At 67.4% G+C, this 14,630-nt stretch carries 17 protein-coding genes; 7 read left to right on the top strand and 10 right to left on the bottom strand.

Annotated features, from left to right (window positions below; all coding sequences use genetic code 11):
• Window positions 1-91 precede the first annotated feature (91 nt).
• Entirely contained in the window at window positions 92-1,189 is a 1,098-nt protein-coding gene (locus BW39_RS06880) for an aminoglycoside phosphotransferase family protein (protein WP_043820680.1), read from the top strand.
• 13 nt (window positions 1,190-1,202) lie between these two features.
• A complete protein-coding gene (locus tag BW39_RS06875) occupies window positions 1,203-1,955 on the top strand; it encodes a 16S rRNA (uracil(1498)-N(3))-methyltransferase (RefSeq protein WP_043820677.1) in 753 nt (250 codons plus the stop codon).
• On the opposite strand, the gene BW39_RS06870 is transcribed toward BW39_RS06875, so the two are convergent.
• Window positions 1,942-2,826, bottom strand: coding sequence for an alpha/beta hydrolase (locus BW39_RS06870; protein ID WP_043820675.1), 885 nt, complete (start codon window positions 2,824-2,826; stop codon window positions 1,942-1,944). The two genes, BW39_RS06875 and BW39_RS06870, sit on opposite strands and share 14 nt — an antisense overlap.
• Window positions 2,826-4,334, bottom strand: a complete 1,509-nt coding sequence (locus BW39_RS06865; protein WP_043820673.1) for a M20 family metallopeptidase — start codon at window positions 4,332-4,334, stop codon at window positions 2,826-2,828. The genes BW39_RS06870 and BW39_RS06865 overlap by 1 nt, the downstream gene beginning before the upstream one ends.
• Window positions 4,335-4,345: 11 nt before the next feature.
• On the opposite strand from BW39_RS06865, the gene BW39_RS06860 reads away from it, so the two are divergent.
• Both BW39_RS06860 and BW39_RS06855 read left to right on the top strand, forming a co-directional pair.
• The gene (locus tag BW39_RS06860) at window positions 4,346-4,843 is read left to right on the top strand and encodes a MerR family transcriptional regulator (RefSeq protein WP_235264161.1); all 498 of its coding nucleotides are present in this window, start codon (window positions 4,346-4,348) and stop codon (window positions 4,841-4,843) included.
• 52 nt (window positions 4,844-4,895) lie between these two features.
• Entirely contained in the window at window positions 4,896-5,546 is a 651-nt protein-coding gene (locus tag BW39_RS06855; protein WP_043820725.1) for an NAD(P)H-dependent oxidoreductase, read from the top strand.
• On the opposite strand, the gene BW39_RS06850 is transcribed toward BW39_RS06855, so the two are convergent.
• The 4 genes from BW39_RS06850 to BW39_RS06835 form a co-directional block, all read right to left on the bottom strand.
• Window positions 5,530-6,693, bottom strand: a complete 1,164-nt coding sequence (locus BW39_RS06850) for a glycerophosphodiester phosphodiesterase (protein ID WP_200871502.1) — start codon at window positions 6,691-6,693, stop codon at window positions 5,530-5,532. The genes BW39_RS06855 and BW39_RS06850 overlap by 17 nt on opposite strands.
• Before the next feature lie 72 nt (window positions 6,694-6,765).
• Window positions 6,766-7,350: a methionine biosynthesis protein MetW gene (gene metW, locus BW39_RS06845; RefSeq protein ID WP_012207840.1), complete on the bottom strand. Its 585-nt coding sequence runs from the start codon at window positions 7,348-7,350 to the stop codon at window positions 6,766-6,768.
• Window positions 7,347-8,495 carry a homoserine O-succinyltransferase MetX gene (metX, locus tag BW39_RS06840; RefSeq protein ID WP_043820723.1) on the bottom strand — a complete coding sequence of 383 codons (1,149 nt, stop codon included), beginning with the start codon at window positions 8,493-8,495 and terminating at the stop codon, window positions 7,347-7,349. The genes metW and metX overlap by 4 nt, the downstream gene beginning before the upstream one ends.
• A 106-nt stretch (window positions 8,496-8,601) precedes the next feature.
• Window positions 8,602-9,180, bottom strand: coding sequence for a TMEM165/GDT1 family protein (locus BW39_RS06835; protein ID WP_034397481.1), 579 nt, complete (start codon window positions 9,178-9,180; stop codon window positions 8,602-8,604).
• A 493-nt stretch (window positions 9,181-9,673) separates the two neighbouring features.
• Between BW39_RS06835 and BW39_RS06830 the strand changes: the two genes are divergently transcribed.
• Window positions 9,674-10,048, top strand: a complete 375-nt coding sequence (locus BW39_RS06830; protein WP_012207843.1) for an RNA recognition motif domain-containing protein — start codon at window positions 9,674-9,676, stop codon at window positions 10,046-10,048.
• Window positions 10,049-10,302: 254 nt separating this feature from the next.
• Entirely contained in the window at window positions 10,303-10,836 is a 534-nt protein-coding gene (locus BW39_RS06825; protein ID WP_043820668.1) for an RNA recognition motif domain-containing protein, read from the top strand.
• Between the two features lie 104 nt (window positions 10,837-10,940).
• Here the strand turns inward: BW39_RS06825 and BW39_RS06820 are convergent, their stop codons facing one another.
• The 4 genes from BW39_RS06820 to BW39_RS06805 are packed head-to-tail and all read right to left on the bottom strand — an operon-like array spanning window position 10,941 to window position 13,958.
• A complete protein-coding gene (locus tag BW39_RS06820) occupies window positions 10,941-11,741 on the bottom strand; it encodes an SDR family oxidoreductase (RefSeq protein ID WP_043820666.1) in 801 nt (266 codons plus the stop codon).
• A gap of 41 nt (window positions 11,742-11,782) precedes the next feature.
• Window positions 11,783-12,400 carry an LPS export ABC transporter periplasmic protein LptC gene (lptC, locus tag BW39_RS06815; protein WP_013804806.1) on the bottom strand — a complete coding sequence of 206 codons (618 nt, stop codon included), beginning with the start codon at window positions 12,398-12,400 and terminating at the stop codon, window positions 11,783-11,785.
• Window positions 12,397-12,957: a KdsC family phosphatase gene (locus BW39_RS06810; protein ID WP_012207847.1), complete on the bottom strand. Its 561-nt coding sequence runs from the start codon at window positions 12,955-12,957 to the stop codon at window positions 12,397-12,399. Before BW39_RS06810 ends, lptC begins: the two co-directional genes overlap by 4 nt.
• Window positions 12,957-13,958 (bottom strand): KpsF/GutQ family sugar-phosphate isomerase, encoded by a 1,002-nt coding sequence (locus BW39_RS06805; RefSeq protein WP_013804807.1) that lies wholly within the window; start codon window positions 13,956-13,958, stop codon window positions 12,957-12,959. Before BW39_RS06805 ends, BW39_RS06810 begins: the two co-directional genes overlap by 1 nt.
• 97 nt (window positions 13,959-14,055) lie before the next feature.
• Here BW39_RS06805 and BW39_RS06800 point away from each other — a divergent pair, with 97 nt between their 5' ends.
• The gene (locus BW39_RS06800) at window positions 14,056-14,613 is read left to right on the top strand and encodes an adenine phosphoribosyltransferase (protein ID WP_012207849.1); all 558 of its coding nucleotides are present in this window, start codon (window positions 14,056-14,058) and stop codon (window positions 14,611-14,613) included.
• Window positions 14,614-14,630 lie beyond the last annotated feature (17 nt).

Here is a 14,630-nt window from a genome sequence, read left to right as displayed (position 1 = left end):
GTGGTCAACAGCGGCGGGTGGACAAAGGCGCAAGCCTAGCATCACCGCCGGGCATTCGCCGGGGTGGCGGTTTGTAGAATCGCGATTATCCATGAGCCATCCAAACACCCCCACGGCCGGCGTTGTCTGGGCCGACCCCGCCCGCCACGCCGCCTTCGACGCCTGGCTGGCCCCGCTGTCCGCCCGCCACGCGCTGCGCCCCGAAACCCTGCGCCCTGCCTCGGCCGATGCCAGCTTTCGCCGCTATCTGCGCCTGGACACCAGCGCGGGCGCCAGCCTCATCGTCATGGATGCCCCGCCGGACAAGGAAGATTGCGCGCCCTTCGCCAAGGTGCAGGCGCTGATGGCCGAGGCCGGGCTGGCCGTGCCGCAGATCCTGGACTGGGATGCGGCGCACGGCTTCATGCTGCTTTCCGACCTGGGCGGCCACACCGTCATCGAGGCGCTGGACCCGGAAAAGCCCCAGGACGCGGAAGCCTGGTACCGCTCGGCGCTGGAGGTGCTGCTGGCCTGGCAGACCGCCTCGCGCCCGGACGTGCTGCCCGCCTATGACGACGCGCTGCTGCGCCGCGAGCTGCAGCTGTTCCCCGACTGGTACATCGCGCGCCACCGCGAAACCGTGCTCGACGACAGGCAGCAGGCCACGCTGGCCAAGGCCTTCGACCAGATCGTGGCCCACAACCTGGCGGCACCCAGCGTCTTCGTGCACCGCGACTTCATGACGCGCAATCTCATGCAGCCCGTGACCGCCAGCGGCCCGCTGGGCGTGCTGGACTTCCAGGATGCGGTCTATGGCCCGGTGACCTATGACATCGCCAGCCTGCTGCGCGATGCCTTCATCAGCTGGGAAGAGGACTTTGTCATCGACATTACCGTGCGTTACTGGGAGAAGGCGCGCAAGTCGGGATTGGTCGGCGCGCGCAGCCAAAGCGGCTGGGGCGACGATTTCGGCGAGTTCTACCGGGGCGTGGAGTGGATGGGCCTGCAGCGCCACCTCAAGGTGGCCGGCATCTTCGCGCGGCTGACGCTGCGCGACGGCAAGCCCCGCTACCTGGCCGACGCGCCGCGCTTCATCCACTACATCCGCTCCACCTGCAGCCGCTACCGCGAGCTGACGCCGCTGCTGCGCCTGGTGGACCAGATCGAAAACATCCAGCCCCAGGTCGGCTGGGCCTACGGGCGCGTCTGAGAACGGATACGCCATGCCACGCTTTCACTGCCCCATTGCGCTGCGCAGCGGCGCCGACATCGACCTGCCGCCCGGCGCGGCGCGCCATGTGCAGGTGCTGCGCCTGCAGCCCGGCGACGGCATCACCCTCTTCGAAGGCCGCGCCGGCGAAGGCTTCAGCGGCGGCGAGTTCGAGGCCACCGTGCTGCGCATGGGCCGCAGCGACGTGGCCGTGCGCATAGGTGCGCACCACGCCGTGGAACGCGAGCCCCTGCGCCCCGTGCACCTGCTGGCCGGCATCACGGCCAACGAACGCATGGACTGGCTGGTGGAGAAGGCGGCCGAGCTGGGCGCCGCCAGCATCACCCCGCTGGTGGCCGAGCGCAGCGTGCTCAAGCTCAAGGGCGAGCGCGCCGAGAAAAAACTCGCCCACTGGCAGGCCGTGGCCGTATCGGCCTGCGAGCAGTGCACGCGCAACCGCGTTCCCCCGCTGCACACCCCGGCAGACCTGGAGGACTGGCTGGAGGGCGGTGCGAAACAGCTGCCGCCCGGCACGCTGCGCCTGCTGCTGTCGCTGGGCGAGGGCACGCGGCCGCTGGGTGAGATCCTGGATGCCACGGCCGAGGATGCACCCGTGGTCTTTCTCTCCGGCCCCGAGGGCGGCCTGTCGCCTTCCGAGGAGGCCCTGGCCCGCGCCCAGGGCTTTGTCCCCGTCACGCTGGGGCCACGCGTGCTGCGCGCGGAAACCGCGCCCCTGGCCGCGCTGGCGGCGCTCACGCTGGCCTGAAGCGGCCCAGCCAGTCGCGCAGCCGCGCGAACACGGGCGCGGCGAAGTCATCGCGCTCGTTGAACAGCTCGTGGTAGGCGCCGTCAAAGCACTGCGCCTGTACCACGGCTGGCGGCGCGCGGTCGGCAAAAGCCTGGCTGCCGGCCGGTGCCACCAGCCTGTCGTCCCCCGCCCACAGCAACAGGCTGGGCACGCTCCACTGCCCCGCGCGGGCCAGCACTTGCGGACCGCCCTGCGCCAGAAACCGCGCCAGCCGCGCGCAGATGCGGTCATGGCACAGCGGATCGGCGCGGTAGGCATCGCAGACCGCCGCGTCATGCGAGAGATAGGGAATCTGCAGGCCGTTGGACACGCGCAGGTCGGGCACCAGGCGCGGCAGCGTGCCCACGAGCAGTTTCTGGATGGGCGACAGGCCCACGTCGAGGGCCGGCGAAGACAGCACCAGCGCATCGACAGGCCGGATGGCACGCGCCACGAACAGCGCAGCTACCAGGCCGCCCAGGCTGTGGCCCAGCAGCACCAGCGGCTGGCCAGCGGGCTGCTGGGCACGCGTGGCATCGACCACGGCCGCCAGGTCATCCAGCAGCCGGCCATCGGCCGTCAAGCCGCCGCGCGGCCCTGCCGAGCGCCCATGGCCGTATTGGTCGTAGCCGCGCACCGCATAGCCCCAGGCATTGAGGCGCCGGGCCAGCGCCTCATAGCGGCCGATGTGCTCGCCCAGGCCGTGCACCAGCAGCACGGTGGCGCGCGCCTGGCCCCCGTCCACGGGCCAGTCGCGCAGTGACAGCTCGGCGCCGTCGCTGGACGCAAGGCGCGTGACCTGGCCTTGCGAGGCAGGTGCAGGAACGGGTGCGGGGGCCGGCACTGCCATCACGCCACGCCAGCAGCGCCCGCCTCGGCGGCTGCCTGCGCCCCTGCCATGGCGGCGATCACCTGGGCCACGGCGGCCGTGAGCTTCTTGGCATAGGGCACGTGCAGGAATTCATTGGGACCGTGGGCATTGCTCTTGGGACCGAGCACGCCGCAGACCATCATCTGGGCCTTGGGGAAGCCCTGGCTGAGCATGTTCATCAGCGGAATCGTGCCGCCCTGGCCGATGTAGCCGCAGGAGGCGCCGAAATGCGCCTGGCTTGCCGCGTTGAGCGCGTCCTCGAACCAGCCGTCCATGGCTGGCGCATTCCAGCCGCTGGCGCCCGACAGGCCCTGCCAGGTCACACGGGCCTGGTAGGGCGCGTTGTCCTCCAGCAGCGCCTTCATTTCCTGCACGCAGGCGGCGGCATCGACCAGGGGCGGCAGGCGCAGGCTGAGCTTGAAGGCGGTATAGGGGCGCAGCACGTTGCCGGCGTCCTGCAGCGCGGGCAGGCCCTCGGCGCCGGTCACGCTCAACGTGGGCTCCCAGGTGCGCTTGACCAGGGCCTGGACCGGGTCGGTGGTGGTGGGCAGGGCGAACAGCGTGGAGCCGCCGCAGTCGTAGTGCGCCCAGGGGAAGCGGGCATAGGTTTCCTCGCCCAGGATGGCCGCCGTGTCGCGCATCTGCGCCATGCGCTCGGCCGGCACCTCGCAGTGGAAACTGGCGGGCAGCAGGCGCCCGGTCTTGCTGTCCTCCAGCCGGTCCAGCACCTGGCGCAGGATGCGGAAGGACGACGGCACGACGCCCGAGGCATCGCCCGAGTGCACGCCCTCGGTGAGGATTTCCACCTTCAGCGTGCCGCTGGCCATGCCGCGCAGGCTGGTGGTCAGCCACAGCTGGTCGTAGTTGCCGGCGCCGCTGTCCAGGCAGATCACCAGGCCCACATCGCCCAGGCGCGGACGCAGGGCATCGACATAGGGCAGCAGGTCACGCGAGCCGCTTTCCTCGCAGGTCTCGATCAGGCCCAGGATGCGCGGGTGTGCCACGCCCTGGCGCTTGAGCTCCTGCACGGCCGCGATGCTGGCGTAGACCGCATAGCCGTCATCGGCGCCGCCACGGCCATAGAGCTTGCCGTTCTCGTACTTGGGCGTCCACGGGCCCAGGTCGCTGCGCCAGCCGTCGAACTCTGGCTGCTTGTCCAGATGGCCGTACATCAGCACCGTGGGGCTGGAGGCCGCCTTGTCCTGCGTGCCTTCCACCTCGAAGAACAGCACCGGCGTGCGGCCCGGCTGGCGCACGATCTCCAGCGTCAGGCCAGCCACCTTCTGCGCCAGCACCCAGTCGGCCGCATTGCGCAGCACGGTCTCCAGGTGGCCCTGCTGCTCCCAGTCGGGCGCGAACATGGGCGACTTGGCGGGAATGGCGATGTACTCGGTCAGCGCCGGGACGATGCGCTCGTCCCAGGAGCGGCTGATCTGGTCAAGCGCGGCTGCGGGCTGCAGCAGCTGCGAAGGGGTGCGTGCGTTCATGGCGGGTCCTCGTGTCATGGGTCGGCGCACCGTTCGAGCGAAGCCAGCGCCGCGATCCGGTCATTGTGCGCCAAGGCGGCACGGACCCCGGACACCCCGCCGCCAACGACTACGATCGCGCCATGTATATCGGAGAACTCGCCCGACGCGCCGGCTGCTCGCCCAAGGCCGTCCGGCTGTATGAATCACGGGGCCTGCTCGGCGCCGTGGCACGGGCAGGCAGCTACCGCGTCTATGGCGAGCAGGACCTGGTGCTTGTGCAGCGCATACGCCAGGCGCTGGGACTGGGCTTTCGGCTGGACGAGCTGCACGGCCTGCACCGCATCCATGAGGCCACAAGCTGGGAAGCGCTGGCCCGGCTGCTGCGCGAGCGCAGCACCCAGGTTCAGGCAGAAATCCGGCGCCTTCAGGCACAGCAGTCCCAGTTGGCGGCGCTGGAGCGCGAACTGCTCGAATGCAGCCTGGAGACGGCAGGTACCCAGGGCGCCTGCGAACCCGCATTGGCCTGAGCACGCGGCCTGAGCCCGGGTGCTTGACCCTGCCCCAAGGGGCAAGGCGAACATTGGCGCCATGTCTCCAAGAACCGCCCACCCTCCTGCCGATACGCATCCCCAGCGCATCCTGATCATCCTCGGCCACCCGTCGGCCAGCAGCCTGTGCGCAGGCCTGGCCGACGCCTACGCACAGGGCGCACGCGACAGCGGCGCCGAGGTACGCCTGCTGCGCCTGGGCGAACTGGACTTCGACCCGCTGCTGCATGCCGGCTACCGCCAGGATCAGCCCCTGGAGCCTGACCTGCAGCGGGCCCAGGCCGACATCCTGTGGGCCAGCCACCTGGCATGGGCCTATCCCACCTGGTGGGGCGGCCTGCCGGCCTTGCTCAAGGGCTTCATCGACCGCATCTTTCTGCCGGGCTTCGCGTTCAAGTACCGCAAGGGCTCGGTGCTGTGGGACCGGCTGCTGGCCGGCCGCACGGCCGACCTGCTGGTGAGCATGGATTCACCGCCCTGGTACTACCGCTGGGTGGCGCACATGCCGGGGCACCATCAGATGCGCCGCGCCATCCTGGAATTCAGCGGCATCCGGCCCGTGCGCATACACAGCTTCGGCCCCGTGCTCGGCGCCGAGGCCGCCCGTGTGCAGCAGTGGCTGGAGCAGGCGCAGGCAGCAGGCAAGCGCGCGGCGGCGCGCCGTCTCAAGGCTTCGGTTTGAGCAGGTCATCGATGGCCGCGCGCCCCACCGACGGATCGTCGGTGAAGATGCCGTCGATGCCGGTGCGCAGGAAATCGTCCATGTCGGCGCGTGCATTGCCGCGCCGGGTGCCGTCCTGTGCGGGCGGCGATTTCAGGCTCAGGGGCAGGAAGGCGTTCTCGGGCCGCAGCGTCCAGGGATGGACCAGCAGCCCCGCACGGTGGGCATCGGCCACCAGCGCCGTGGGCGCCGCATTGGCGCCCTGCACCACGGGGATCACCATGCTCTTGCTCGGCCCGATGCCGTTGGCATAGCGCGCGATCTCGGCCAGGCCCACTGGCGTGACCATGTCGGCATAGCCGGGGCCCGTGCCGCGCGCCACGCTGTCATAGGGCTTGCCCTTGGGCGCCAGCAATTGCACCAGGCGCAGGCTGCTGCGCGCACGGATCCAACGCAGGTTCTCGACCTCGAAGGACTGCACGAAGACTGGCGCCTGCGTATGGTTCCAGCCGTTGTCCGCAAGCAGCTTCAGCAGCACGGGCTCCAGCGGCAGGCCGATGGACTGGAAGTAGCTCGGGTGCTTGGTCTCGGGATAGAGGCCTATGGTGCGGTTCGTGCGCGCGCTCTCCGCCTTTGCCAGGTCGATGACCTCCTGCAGCGTGGGCACCTCGAAACGGTCATTGAACTGCACATTCGCCGGGCGGATCGCCGGGATGCGTTCACGCGCAAGCAGCGTCTTCAGCTCGGCCAGCGTGAAATCCTCCACGAACCAGCCCGTGATCGCCTGCCCGTCGATGGTTTTGGTGGTCTTGCGCGCCGCGAACTCGGGACGGTCGGCCACATTGGTGGTGGCCTCCTTGAGGCTGCCGTCGGCCGCGAGGATGGCGATGGCGTTCTCATGCCGCGCCACCAGCACGCCATCGCGCGTGATGACCAGGTCGGGCTCGATGAAGTCGGCGCCCGCGCGTATGGCCTCCCGGTAGGCCTCCAGCGTGTGCTCTGGCCGCAGCGCCGATGCACCGCGGTGCGCGATCAGCGCGGGCCGGGGAGGCCAGTCCGCGGCCTGCGATGGGGGATTGGCGGCCTGCGGCGTGGCGCAGCCTGCCAGCAGCAGGCCGGCGGCCGCGCCGGCCAGGGCCAGCGCGCAGCGGCGTGGGAAGCGGTTCATGTCTGCCTTTCGGGTTCGCAATCCGTCGATTGTGCGCGCCACCCATGACACGGGCATGGACCGGACCGCCGCTCAGGCGTGCTCGAAATGGAAGACGGCCGTGCCCGCCATGAGATTGGGCAGGGTACGCACGCTGCGGCCATCCTGCAGGCCGAAGGAGTCCAGGATGCGCAGCCGGTTCCGGGTGGCCAGCACCTCGAAGTCCTTGTAGGTGCCCACGCGGATATTGGGCGTGTCATACCACTGGTAGGGCAGGCGCCGCGTCACCGGCATGCGCCCGCGCAGCACGGACAGGCGGTTGGGCCAGTGCGCGAAGTTGGGGAAGGCGACGATGCCCGCGCGGCCTATGCGCGCCGTCTCCTGCAGCATGGTCTCGGCATTGCGCAGATGCTGCAGCGTGTCGATCTGCAGCACCACGTCGAAGCTGTTGTCCTGGAAGATGGCCAGGCCGTCCTCCAGGTTCAGCTGCAGCACGTTCACGCCCCGGCGCACGCAGGCCAGCACATTGGCGTCGTCCAGCTCCACGCCGTAACCGGTGCAGCCGCGCTCGCGCTGCAGGTGCGACAGCAGGGCGCCATCGCCGCAGCCCAGGTCGAGCACGCGCGAGCCCTTGGGGATCAGGCGCGCAATCGCCTGCATGGTGTTCAGCTCGGTCATGCGGCCTCCTTGGCGGCTGTCTGGGTTTCCTGGGCGATGTTGTCAAAGTAGGAGCGCATCACCTTCATGTAGCGGGGGTCGTCGAGCAGGAAGGCGTCATGGCCGTGGGGCGCGTCGATCTCGGCGTAGCTGACGTCGCGGTTGTTCTCCAGCAGCGACTTGACCAGCTCGCGGCTGCGCGCGGGGGCAAAGCGCCAGTCGGTGGTGAAGCTCACCAGCAGGAAGCCGGCCTTGGCCACGGACAGCGCCCGGGTCAGGTCGCCGCCATGCGCGCGCGCCGGGTCGAAATAATCGAGCGCACGCGTGATCAGCAGGTAGGTGTTGGCGTCGAAGTAGCTGCTGAACTTCTCGCCCTGGTAGCGCAGGTAGCTCTCGATCTGGAACTCCACGTCCTGCGTGCTGTACTTCAGGTCCAGCCCCTCCCTCAGCTGGCGGCCGAACTTCTGGTTCATCACATCGTCGCTGAGATAGGTGATGTGGCCGATCATGCGGGCGATGCGCAGGCCCCGCGCCGGCACCACGCCGTGCTCGTAGAAATGCCCGCCGTGGAAATCCGGGTCGGTGACGATGGCGCGGCGCGCCACCTCGTTGAAGGCGATGTTCTCGGCATTGAGGTTGGGCGCGCTGGCCACGACCACGGCGTGGCGCATGCGGTCAGGATGGCGCAGCGACCACGACAGCGCCTGCATGCCGCCCAGGCTGCCGCCCAGCACGGCGGCCAGCTGGCCAATGCCCAGCCGGTCCAGCAGCCGGGCCTGGGCGTCCACCCAGTCCTCCACCGTGACCACGGGGAAGTCGGCGCCATAGATCTTGCCGGTGTCGGGATGCGCGTGCATGGGGCCGGTCGAGCCAAAGCACGAGCCCAGGTTGTTCACGCCGATCACGAAGAACCGGTTCGTATCCACGGGCTTGCCCGGGCCGATCATGTTGTCCCACCAGCCCTCGCTCTTGGCCTGGCCCTCGTAGACGCCTGCCACATGGTGGGAGGCATTGAGCGCATGGCAGACCAGCACCGCGTTGCTGCGATCGGCATTGAGCTGCCCGTAGGTCTCGTAGGCGAGGTCGTAGTCCCGGATCGAGCCGCCGCCCTGCAGCGGCAGGGGCTCGTCGAAGTGCATGGTTTGTGGTGTGGCGATGAAGGACATGAAAAAACCCGGCATCGCTAAAAACGAGGCCGGGTTCTCTGGTGTCGTCTTTAGCAGGATTTATAAAGCGCCCGCAAGCAGAAGCAAATCGGCGCATGAAGGCTCATTATGCCAAAACGCCCGTCCCCGGAAGGAACAGGGCCAGCACGCCCAGCACCAGGAAGATCACGGCCGAGACCACATGCACCAGGCGTATGGGCACGCGCTTGACCAGCTTGTCGCCCAGCCACACCACAGGCGCGTTGGCCAGCATCATGCCCAGCGTCGTGCCGGCCACCACCCACAGGTAGGCGTTGTACTTGGCCGCCAGCATCACGGTGGCGATCTGCGTCTTGTCGCCCATCTCGGCCAGGAAGAAGGCCACCAGCGTGGTGCCGAAGACGCCCCAGCGCGAATGCCCGGAGACCTCGTCCTCGTCGAGCTTGTCGGGGATCAGCATCCAGATCGCCATGGCGATGAAGGACAGGCCCAGGATCCAGCGCATGGCGTTCTCGCCCAGGTAGCTGGTGATCCAGGCACCCACGGCACCGGCCAGCGCATGGTTGACCAGCGTGGCCACGAAAATGCCCGCAACGATGGGCCAGGGTTTGCGAAAACGCGCGGCGAGCACCAGCGACAGCAGCTGGGTCTTGTCCCCCATCTCGGCAAGTGCCACGACGGAGGTTGAAATCAGGAAGGCTTCCATGGTGTGGGGATTTATCCGGCCGGATAGAGCACGCATTGACCACGCTCCGACTCCGGCCTTTGGATCGGTGCGCGGTCAATGGTCTCGATCGGTCACACGCAGCATTGCACTGCGCGCCGCATACGCCATAGGCCAGCGAAGGCCCAAGTTTGTTGACGCATGCATCCGGCTACTGAGCCGAACGATCTACTCCCCAAAGACTGAGGCGGCGATCATAGCAGCCCCCCGATCCGCATGCCGACCACCACTGCCGCCACGGCACTTGCTTATGCGCTGCCGCAATTTCAGGGTTACTCCCAGGGGCATTCTGTGGCGGGCACGACGAATTTTTGCGAAACAGTAATAACGTGCGAAAACTTCTGCCACATAATGGGCAGGCTTTCGTTCGGGCTTCGGCTCAATGAGGGCGAGTGCGTTTGCGTCTCTAACGTTGTCATCCCGTGTTGACTCCCTAGGGCTCCATCGCGTTTTCCAGTTTTTTCAGGAGTCCTCCATGGGCAACAAGCTTTACGTCGGCAACCTGCCGTACACCTTCCGTGACAGCGATCTGGAGCAAGCCTTCAGCGAATTCGGCGCCGTCAACAGCGCCAAAGTGATGATGGAGCGCGACACCGGCCGTTCCAAGGGTTTCGGCTTCGTCGAAATGGGCAGCGATGCCGAAGCACAAGCTGCTATCCAAGGCCTGCACGGCCAAAACCGCGGCGGCCGTGACCTGGTGGTCAACGAAGCCCGTCCGATGGAGCCCCGCGCTCCCCGTAGCGGCGGCTTCGGCGGCGGCTTTGGTGGTGGCGGCGGTGGCGGCGGCTTCGGCGGCGGCAACCGTGACGGCGGCTACGGCGGTGGCGGCGGCCGTCGCAACAGCTACTAAGCACTCGCTTAGAGCTTGCTTTAGCAAAAAATGGGGCCTTCGGGCCCCTTTTTTGTTGCCAAACGTTATCAGCTTGTGTTTTCGAGCATTTATCTTTTTGATTTTTGTGCTTCATAATTTGGTTTCGGGCAGACCCGTTCGAACGCTATGTGTTTAGGAAGGTTGGACAGGCTCTTGTATACAAAGAACCTGATGTCTGTGCGTCCTGAAGCCGAGCGCAAACCAGTGAGCATTGAGGAGTTGAGGAGTTTTTGATGGGCAATAAGCTTTACGTCGGCAACCTTCCCTATGGTGTGCGTGACAACGACTTGGAGCAGGCATTCAGCCAGTTCGGCGCTGTCACCAGCGCCCGGGTCATGATGGAACGCGACACAGGCCGCTCCAAGGGATTCGGGTTTGTCGAAATGGGCAGCGATGCCGAAGCACAGGCAGCCGTTCAAGGCATGAATGGCCAGCCATTGGGCGGACGCAGCCTCGTGGTGAACGAAGCGCGCCCCATGGAGCCCCGTCCCCCGCGCTCGGGCGGCTTTGGTGGCGGCGGCGGTGGTGGCGGCTATGGCCGTGGTGATGGCGGCGGCGGTGGCTACGGTGGCGGTGGCCGCGGTGATGGCGGCGGCTACGGACGCAGCGATGGCGGCGGCGGCGGTGGTGGCTATGGCCGTGGTGACGGCGGTGGTGGCGGCTACGGCGGCCGTGGCGATGGCGGTTTCCGCAGCCCCTATGGCTCCGGCCCCCGCAATGGCGGCCGTGGCGGCGGCTGGGGAAACAACAATAACAACGGAGAATGAGACCCCGGTCTCCATGTTCTCCCAAACAAGAAAAGGCTCCTTCAGGGAGCCTTTTTTGCGGGTGCAAGTTTATGCATGAACATATTCCCTGAGCACGACGAGCTTCAGGGATTTTTCGAATGACGATGTTTGCGCTTTCGTCCTACAAGCAGCCGATCAAACAAGGGGTTTGGCAGAATTTTCATCAAACGGCCAACCCACGCCATTTGCCAGGGGATGATGGCCAGGCTGCGCCCGGCATCAATGGAACGCCAGGCCCTTGCAGCAAACTCATGGGGCTGCAATAGGAATGGCATGCCATAGCGGTTACCGCGTGTGAGGGGTGTATCTACATAACCAGGAAGCAATGTAGTGACTTTTACGCCACTACTTCGCAATTCACCGCGAAGGCTTTCGCAATAGGCAATGACTGCAGCCTTGCTGGCGCAATAAGCACCATGTCCCGGAAGGCCGCGCAGCCCGGCCACGCTGGCGATACCGACCAACTGCCCGCTGCCACGCCACACCATGGGCGTGATAAAGGGATGGAAACTGGCCGCCACGCCCATGGTGTTGACGGCCAGCACCTGCTGCATGGTGTCGATATCCTCGCGCATCGAGGTGTCCACACCCCAGCTGACGCCGGCATTGGCAATCACGACATCGGGCAGGCCCTGCTGCTGCTCACAGCGCCGGGCGGCAGCGATGATGCTGTCGGGCACGGCCACATCGGCCTCGTAGATGGCGAAGCGCGACGCCTCCAGGCCCTGCTGCGCAGCCCATTGCGCCATCACGTCGCCACGCCGTGCAACCAGTGCCAGCGACCAGCCTTGCTGGTAGGCATGCCAGGCCAGGGCCTGGCCTATGCCGCTGGATGCGCCGGTGATGAAGGCCAGGGGTGCCGGGCTGCGCGAGGATGTCGTCATGGCTTGTTCTCCATCGGCAGGCCTGCGCTTGCGCTGGCGCCTTACTTGGTCCTGGACGGCTGCAGGGTGCCGCGCACGCGGCCCTGCAGCTTCATCACCAGATCCAGGTTGCTGTACTGCATGCTGTCGGCCGTGAAACGGTCCTTGTCACGGGTCAGCACCACGGGCTGGTTGGAACTCACTCTTTCCTCGTTGGGCCAGGCGTGCAGGAATTCGCCCTGGAATTGCAACTGCGGCTGCGGTTGTTTACCTGCTGTCACAAATGGCTCGCGCGTGACGACGGCATTTCCAAACATCTGCACCTCGGAACCATCGGCATTGCTCAGCGCCCGCTTGGCGCTGCCGCGCGTGATGCGGCCTTCAGGCGAGACCGCGAACATGCGCACGTTGTCGATTTCGAGGGTGTCGGTATCCGGATAGTGGCGGCCCATGCTGCCCTCAATCTGACTCTTGAGCCGCCCCGTGGCGTCGAAGCTCTTGATCGAGAAATCCTTCATGAAGTAGTCGGGCTCATGCGCCACGGCCTTTTCGGTGCCGCTGGCCACGGGCTGCGGTGCATTGCGCACCAGCCACCAGGTGCCCAGCGCCAGCAGGCCCATCAGCAGCACGGGCAGGTACAGGGAAAGCCGGTCACCGACGCGGCGCCAAGCCTGGATCATGATGCGTATTCCGCCAGCAGCCCGGCATAGGCGCCACGCGCGGCCAGCAGCAGGTCGCACAGCTGGCGCACCGCCCCTTCGCCACCGCTGCGCGGCGTGATCCAGTCGGCCACGGCCAGCACCTCGTCATGGGCGTTGGCCGGCGCGCAGGCAAAGGCGGAGCGGCGCATCACGGGCAGGTCGGGCCAGTCGTCGCCCATGGCTGCCGCCTGGTGCCACTGCAGGCCCAGCTCGCCCAGAATGGCCTCAGCGGCAGGCACCTTGTCTTCCGTGCCAAAGCGCGCATGCGTAACGCCCAGGTTGCTCAGCCGCAGGCGCAGGGCCGGCGAATCGCGGCCCGTCACCACGGCGGGCGTGATGCCGGCCTTTTGCAGCAGTTTCAGGCCATGGCCGTCCAGCGTGTTGAAGCGCTTGAGCACCTCGCCTTCGCCAGAGAACAGCAGGCCGCCATCAGTGAGCACGCCATCGACATCGAAGAAGGCCACCCGCACATCCTGTGCCAGCAGCAGCAGTTGTGCGTCCCAGTTCTGCACGGGCGTCAAAGGAGCGCGTGCCATCAGATCACCTTGGCGCGCATCAGGTCGCGGATATGGACCACGCCGCGCAGCTGACGCTGCGCATCGGCCACCAGCACCGCGGTGATGCCGTGCTCCTCCATCATGCTGGCGGCGTCCACGGCCAGCGCGTCTTCGGCGATGGTGCGGGGCCCCTTGTGCATGACATCGCCGGCCTGCAGCGCGCGCAGGTCGGTGCCGGCCTCCACGCGGCGGCGCAGGTCTCCGTCGGTGAAGATGCCCTGCAGCACGCCTGCCGCATCGACGATGGCCGAGCAGCCCAGGCCCTTGGCGCTCATCTCGCGCATCAGTTCGACAAAGCTGGCATCGGCCCCGACCTTCGGCAGCTCATTGCCGCTGCGCATGACATCACGCACATGGGTCAGCAGCTTGCGGCCCAGCGCGCCGCCCGGATGGGAGCGCGCAAAGTCCTCGGCGCCAAAGCCGCGCGCATCGAGCAGGGCCACGGCCAGGGCGTCGCCCATGGCCATCTGCGCCGTGGTGCTGGCCGTGGGCGCAAGGTTCAGGGGGCAGGCCTCGCGCTCGACACGGGTGTCCAGCACCCAGTCGGCATGGCGGGCCAGCGTGGATTGCGCGCCGCCGGTCATGGCCACCAGCGCAATGCCCTGGCGCTTGATGGCCGGCAGCAACGCAGCGAGCTCATCGGCCTCGCCGCTGTTGGACAGCGCCAGCACCAGGTCGATGCCGGTCACCATGCCCAGATCGCCATGGCTGGCCTCGGCCGGATGCACGAAGAACGCAGGCGTGCCCGTGGAAGCCAGGGTGGCGGCCACCTTGCGCCCGACATGGCCGCTCTTGCCCATGCCCATCACGACGACGCGGCCGGACAGCCGCAGGATGCGCTGCACCACTTCGCCGAACACGCCATCAAGGCGCTGCGACATGGCTTGAAGGGCATCGGCCTCGATGCCCAGGGTGTCGCGGGCCAGGCGCAGGGCACGGGGCGTGTCCAGCGCATCCAGGGTGGCAGCATCAGAATTCATCTGGATGATTTTAGGCGGTCTGGCCATCCGGCGGCGGCGGTCGCCATCGGGCGCCTGGGTACACTGGCCCGTCTTCTCCAGCCCCCGATCCAGCGCCATGCATACCACCCCCAGCGTCAACGACTACCTGCGCACGCACATACGCACCGTTCCCGACTGGCCGGCGCCCGGCGTGCAGTTCCGCGACATCACGCCGCTGCTGCAGGACCCGCAGGTCTTTCGCGTGATGACCGACGCCTTCGTGCACCGCTACATGCAGCGTGGCATGCGCCCCGATGTGGTGGCCGGGCTCGATGCGCGCGGCTTCATCCTGGGCGCCGTGGTGGCCCACGAGCTGGGCGTGGGATTTGTACCCATCCGCAAAAAGGGCAAGCTGCCCTTCACCACGGTGGAGGAAACCTATGAACTCGAATACGGCAGTGCCACCGTGGAGCTGCACACCGACGCCGTCAAGGCGGGCGACCGCGTGCTGCTGATCGACGATCTGATCGCCACCGGCGGCACCATGATGGCCGGCAAGCGGCTGCTGGAAAAACTCGGCGCCACCGTGATCGAGGGCGCGGCCATCGTGGACCTGCCCGAGCTGGGCGGCTCCACCCTGCTGCGCGATAGCGGACTGCCGCTGTTCACGCTGGTGGATTTCGCCGGCCACTGAGCCAGGCCGCAGCCCGG

The organism is Delftia sp. RIT313 (assembly GCF_000632165.1).
Classification (GTDB): Bacteria; Pseudomonadota; Gammaproteobacteria; order Burkholderiales; family Burkholderiaceae_C; genus Comamonas; species Comamonas acidovorans.
Note: the sequence above shows the minus strand (reverse complement) of the source record. Positions and strands in the feature narration are given on the sequence as shown.

Excerpts from the sequence above, each read along its gene's own strand:
- BW39_RS06880 (WP_043820680.1), top strand. The coding sequence starts at position 92 with ATGAGCCATCCAAACACCCCCACGGCCGGCGTTGTCTGGGCCGACCCC.
- BW39_RS06875 (WP_043820677.1), top strand. The coding sequence starts at position 1,203 with ATGCCACGCTTTCACTGCCCCATTGCGCTGCGCAGCGGCGCCGACATC.
- BW39_RS06870 (WP_043820675.1), bottom strand. The coding sequence starts at position 2,826 with ATGGCAGTGCCGGCCCCCGCACCCGTTCCTGCACCTGCCTCGCAAGGC.
- BW39_RS06865 (WP_043820673.1), bottom strand. The coding sequence starts at position 4,334 with ATGAACGCACGCACCCCTTCGCAGCTGCTGCAGCCCGCAGCCGCGCTT.
- BW39_RS06850 (WP_200871502.1), bottom strand. The coding sequence starts at position 6,693 with ATGAACCGCTTCCCACGCCGCTGCGCGCTGGCCCTGGCCGGCGCGGCC.
- metW (WP_012207840.1), bottom strand. The coding sequence starts at position 7,350 with ATGACCGAGCTGAACACCATGCAGGCGATTGCGCGCCTGATCCCCAAG.
- metX (WP_043820723.1), bottom strand. The coding sequence starts at position 8,495 with ATGTCCTTCATCGCCACACCACAAACCATGCACTTCGACGAGCCCCTG.
- BW39_RS06835 (WP_034397481.1), bottom strand. The coding sequence starts at position 9,180 with ATGGAAGCCTTCCTGATTTCAACCTCCGTCGTGGCACTTGCCGAGATG.
- BW39_RS06830 (WP_012207843.1), top strand. The coding sequence starts at position 9,674 with ATGGGCAACAAGCTTTACGTCGGCAACCTGCCGTACACCTTCCGTGAC.
- BW39_RS06825 (WP_043820668.1), top strand. The coding sequence starts at position 10,303 with ATGGGCAATAAGCTTTACGTCGGCAACCTTCCCTATGGTGTGCGTGAC.
- BW39_RS06820 (WP_043820666.1), bottom strand. The coding sequence starts at position 11,741 with ATGACGACATCCTCGCGCAGCCCGGCACCCCTGGCCTTCATCACCGGC.
- lptC (WP_013804806.1), bottom strand. The coding sequence starts at position 12,400 with ATGATCCAGGCTTGGCGCCGCGTCGGTGACCGGCTTTCCCTGTACCTG.
- BW39_RS06810 (WP_012207847.1), bottom strand. The coding sequence starts at position 12,957 with ATGGCACGCGCTCCTTTGACGCCCGTGCAGAACTGGGACGCACAACTG.
- BW39_RS06805 (WP_013804807.1), bottom strand. The coding sequence starts at position 13,958 with ATGAATTCTGATGCTGCCACCCTGGATGCGCTGGACACGCCCCGTGCC.
- BW39_RS06800 (WP_012207849.1), top strand. The coding sequence starts at position 14,056 with ATGCATACCACCCCCAGCGTCAACGACTACCTGCGCACGCACATACGC.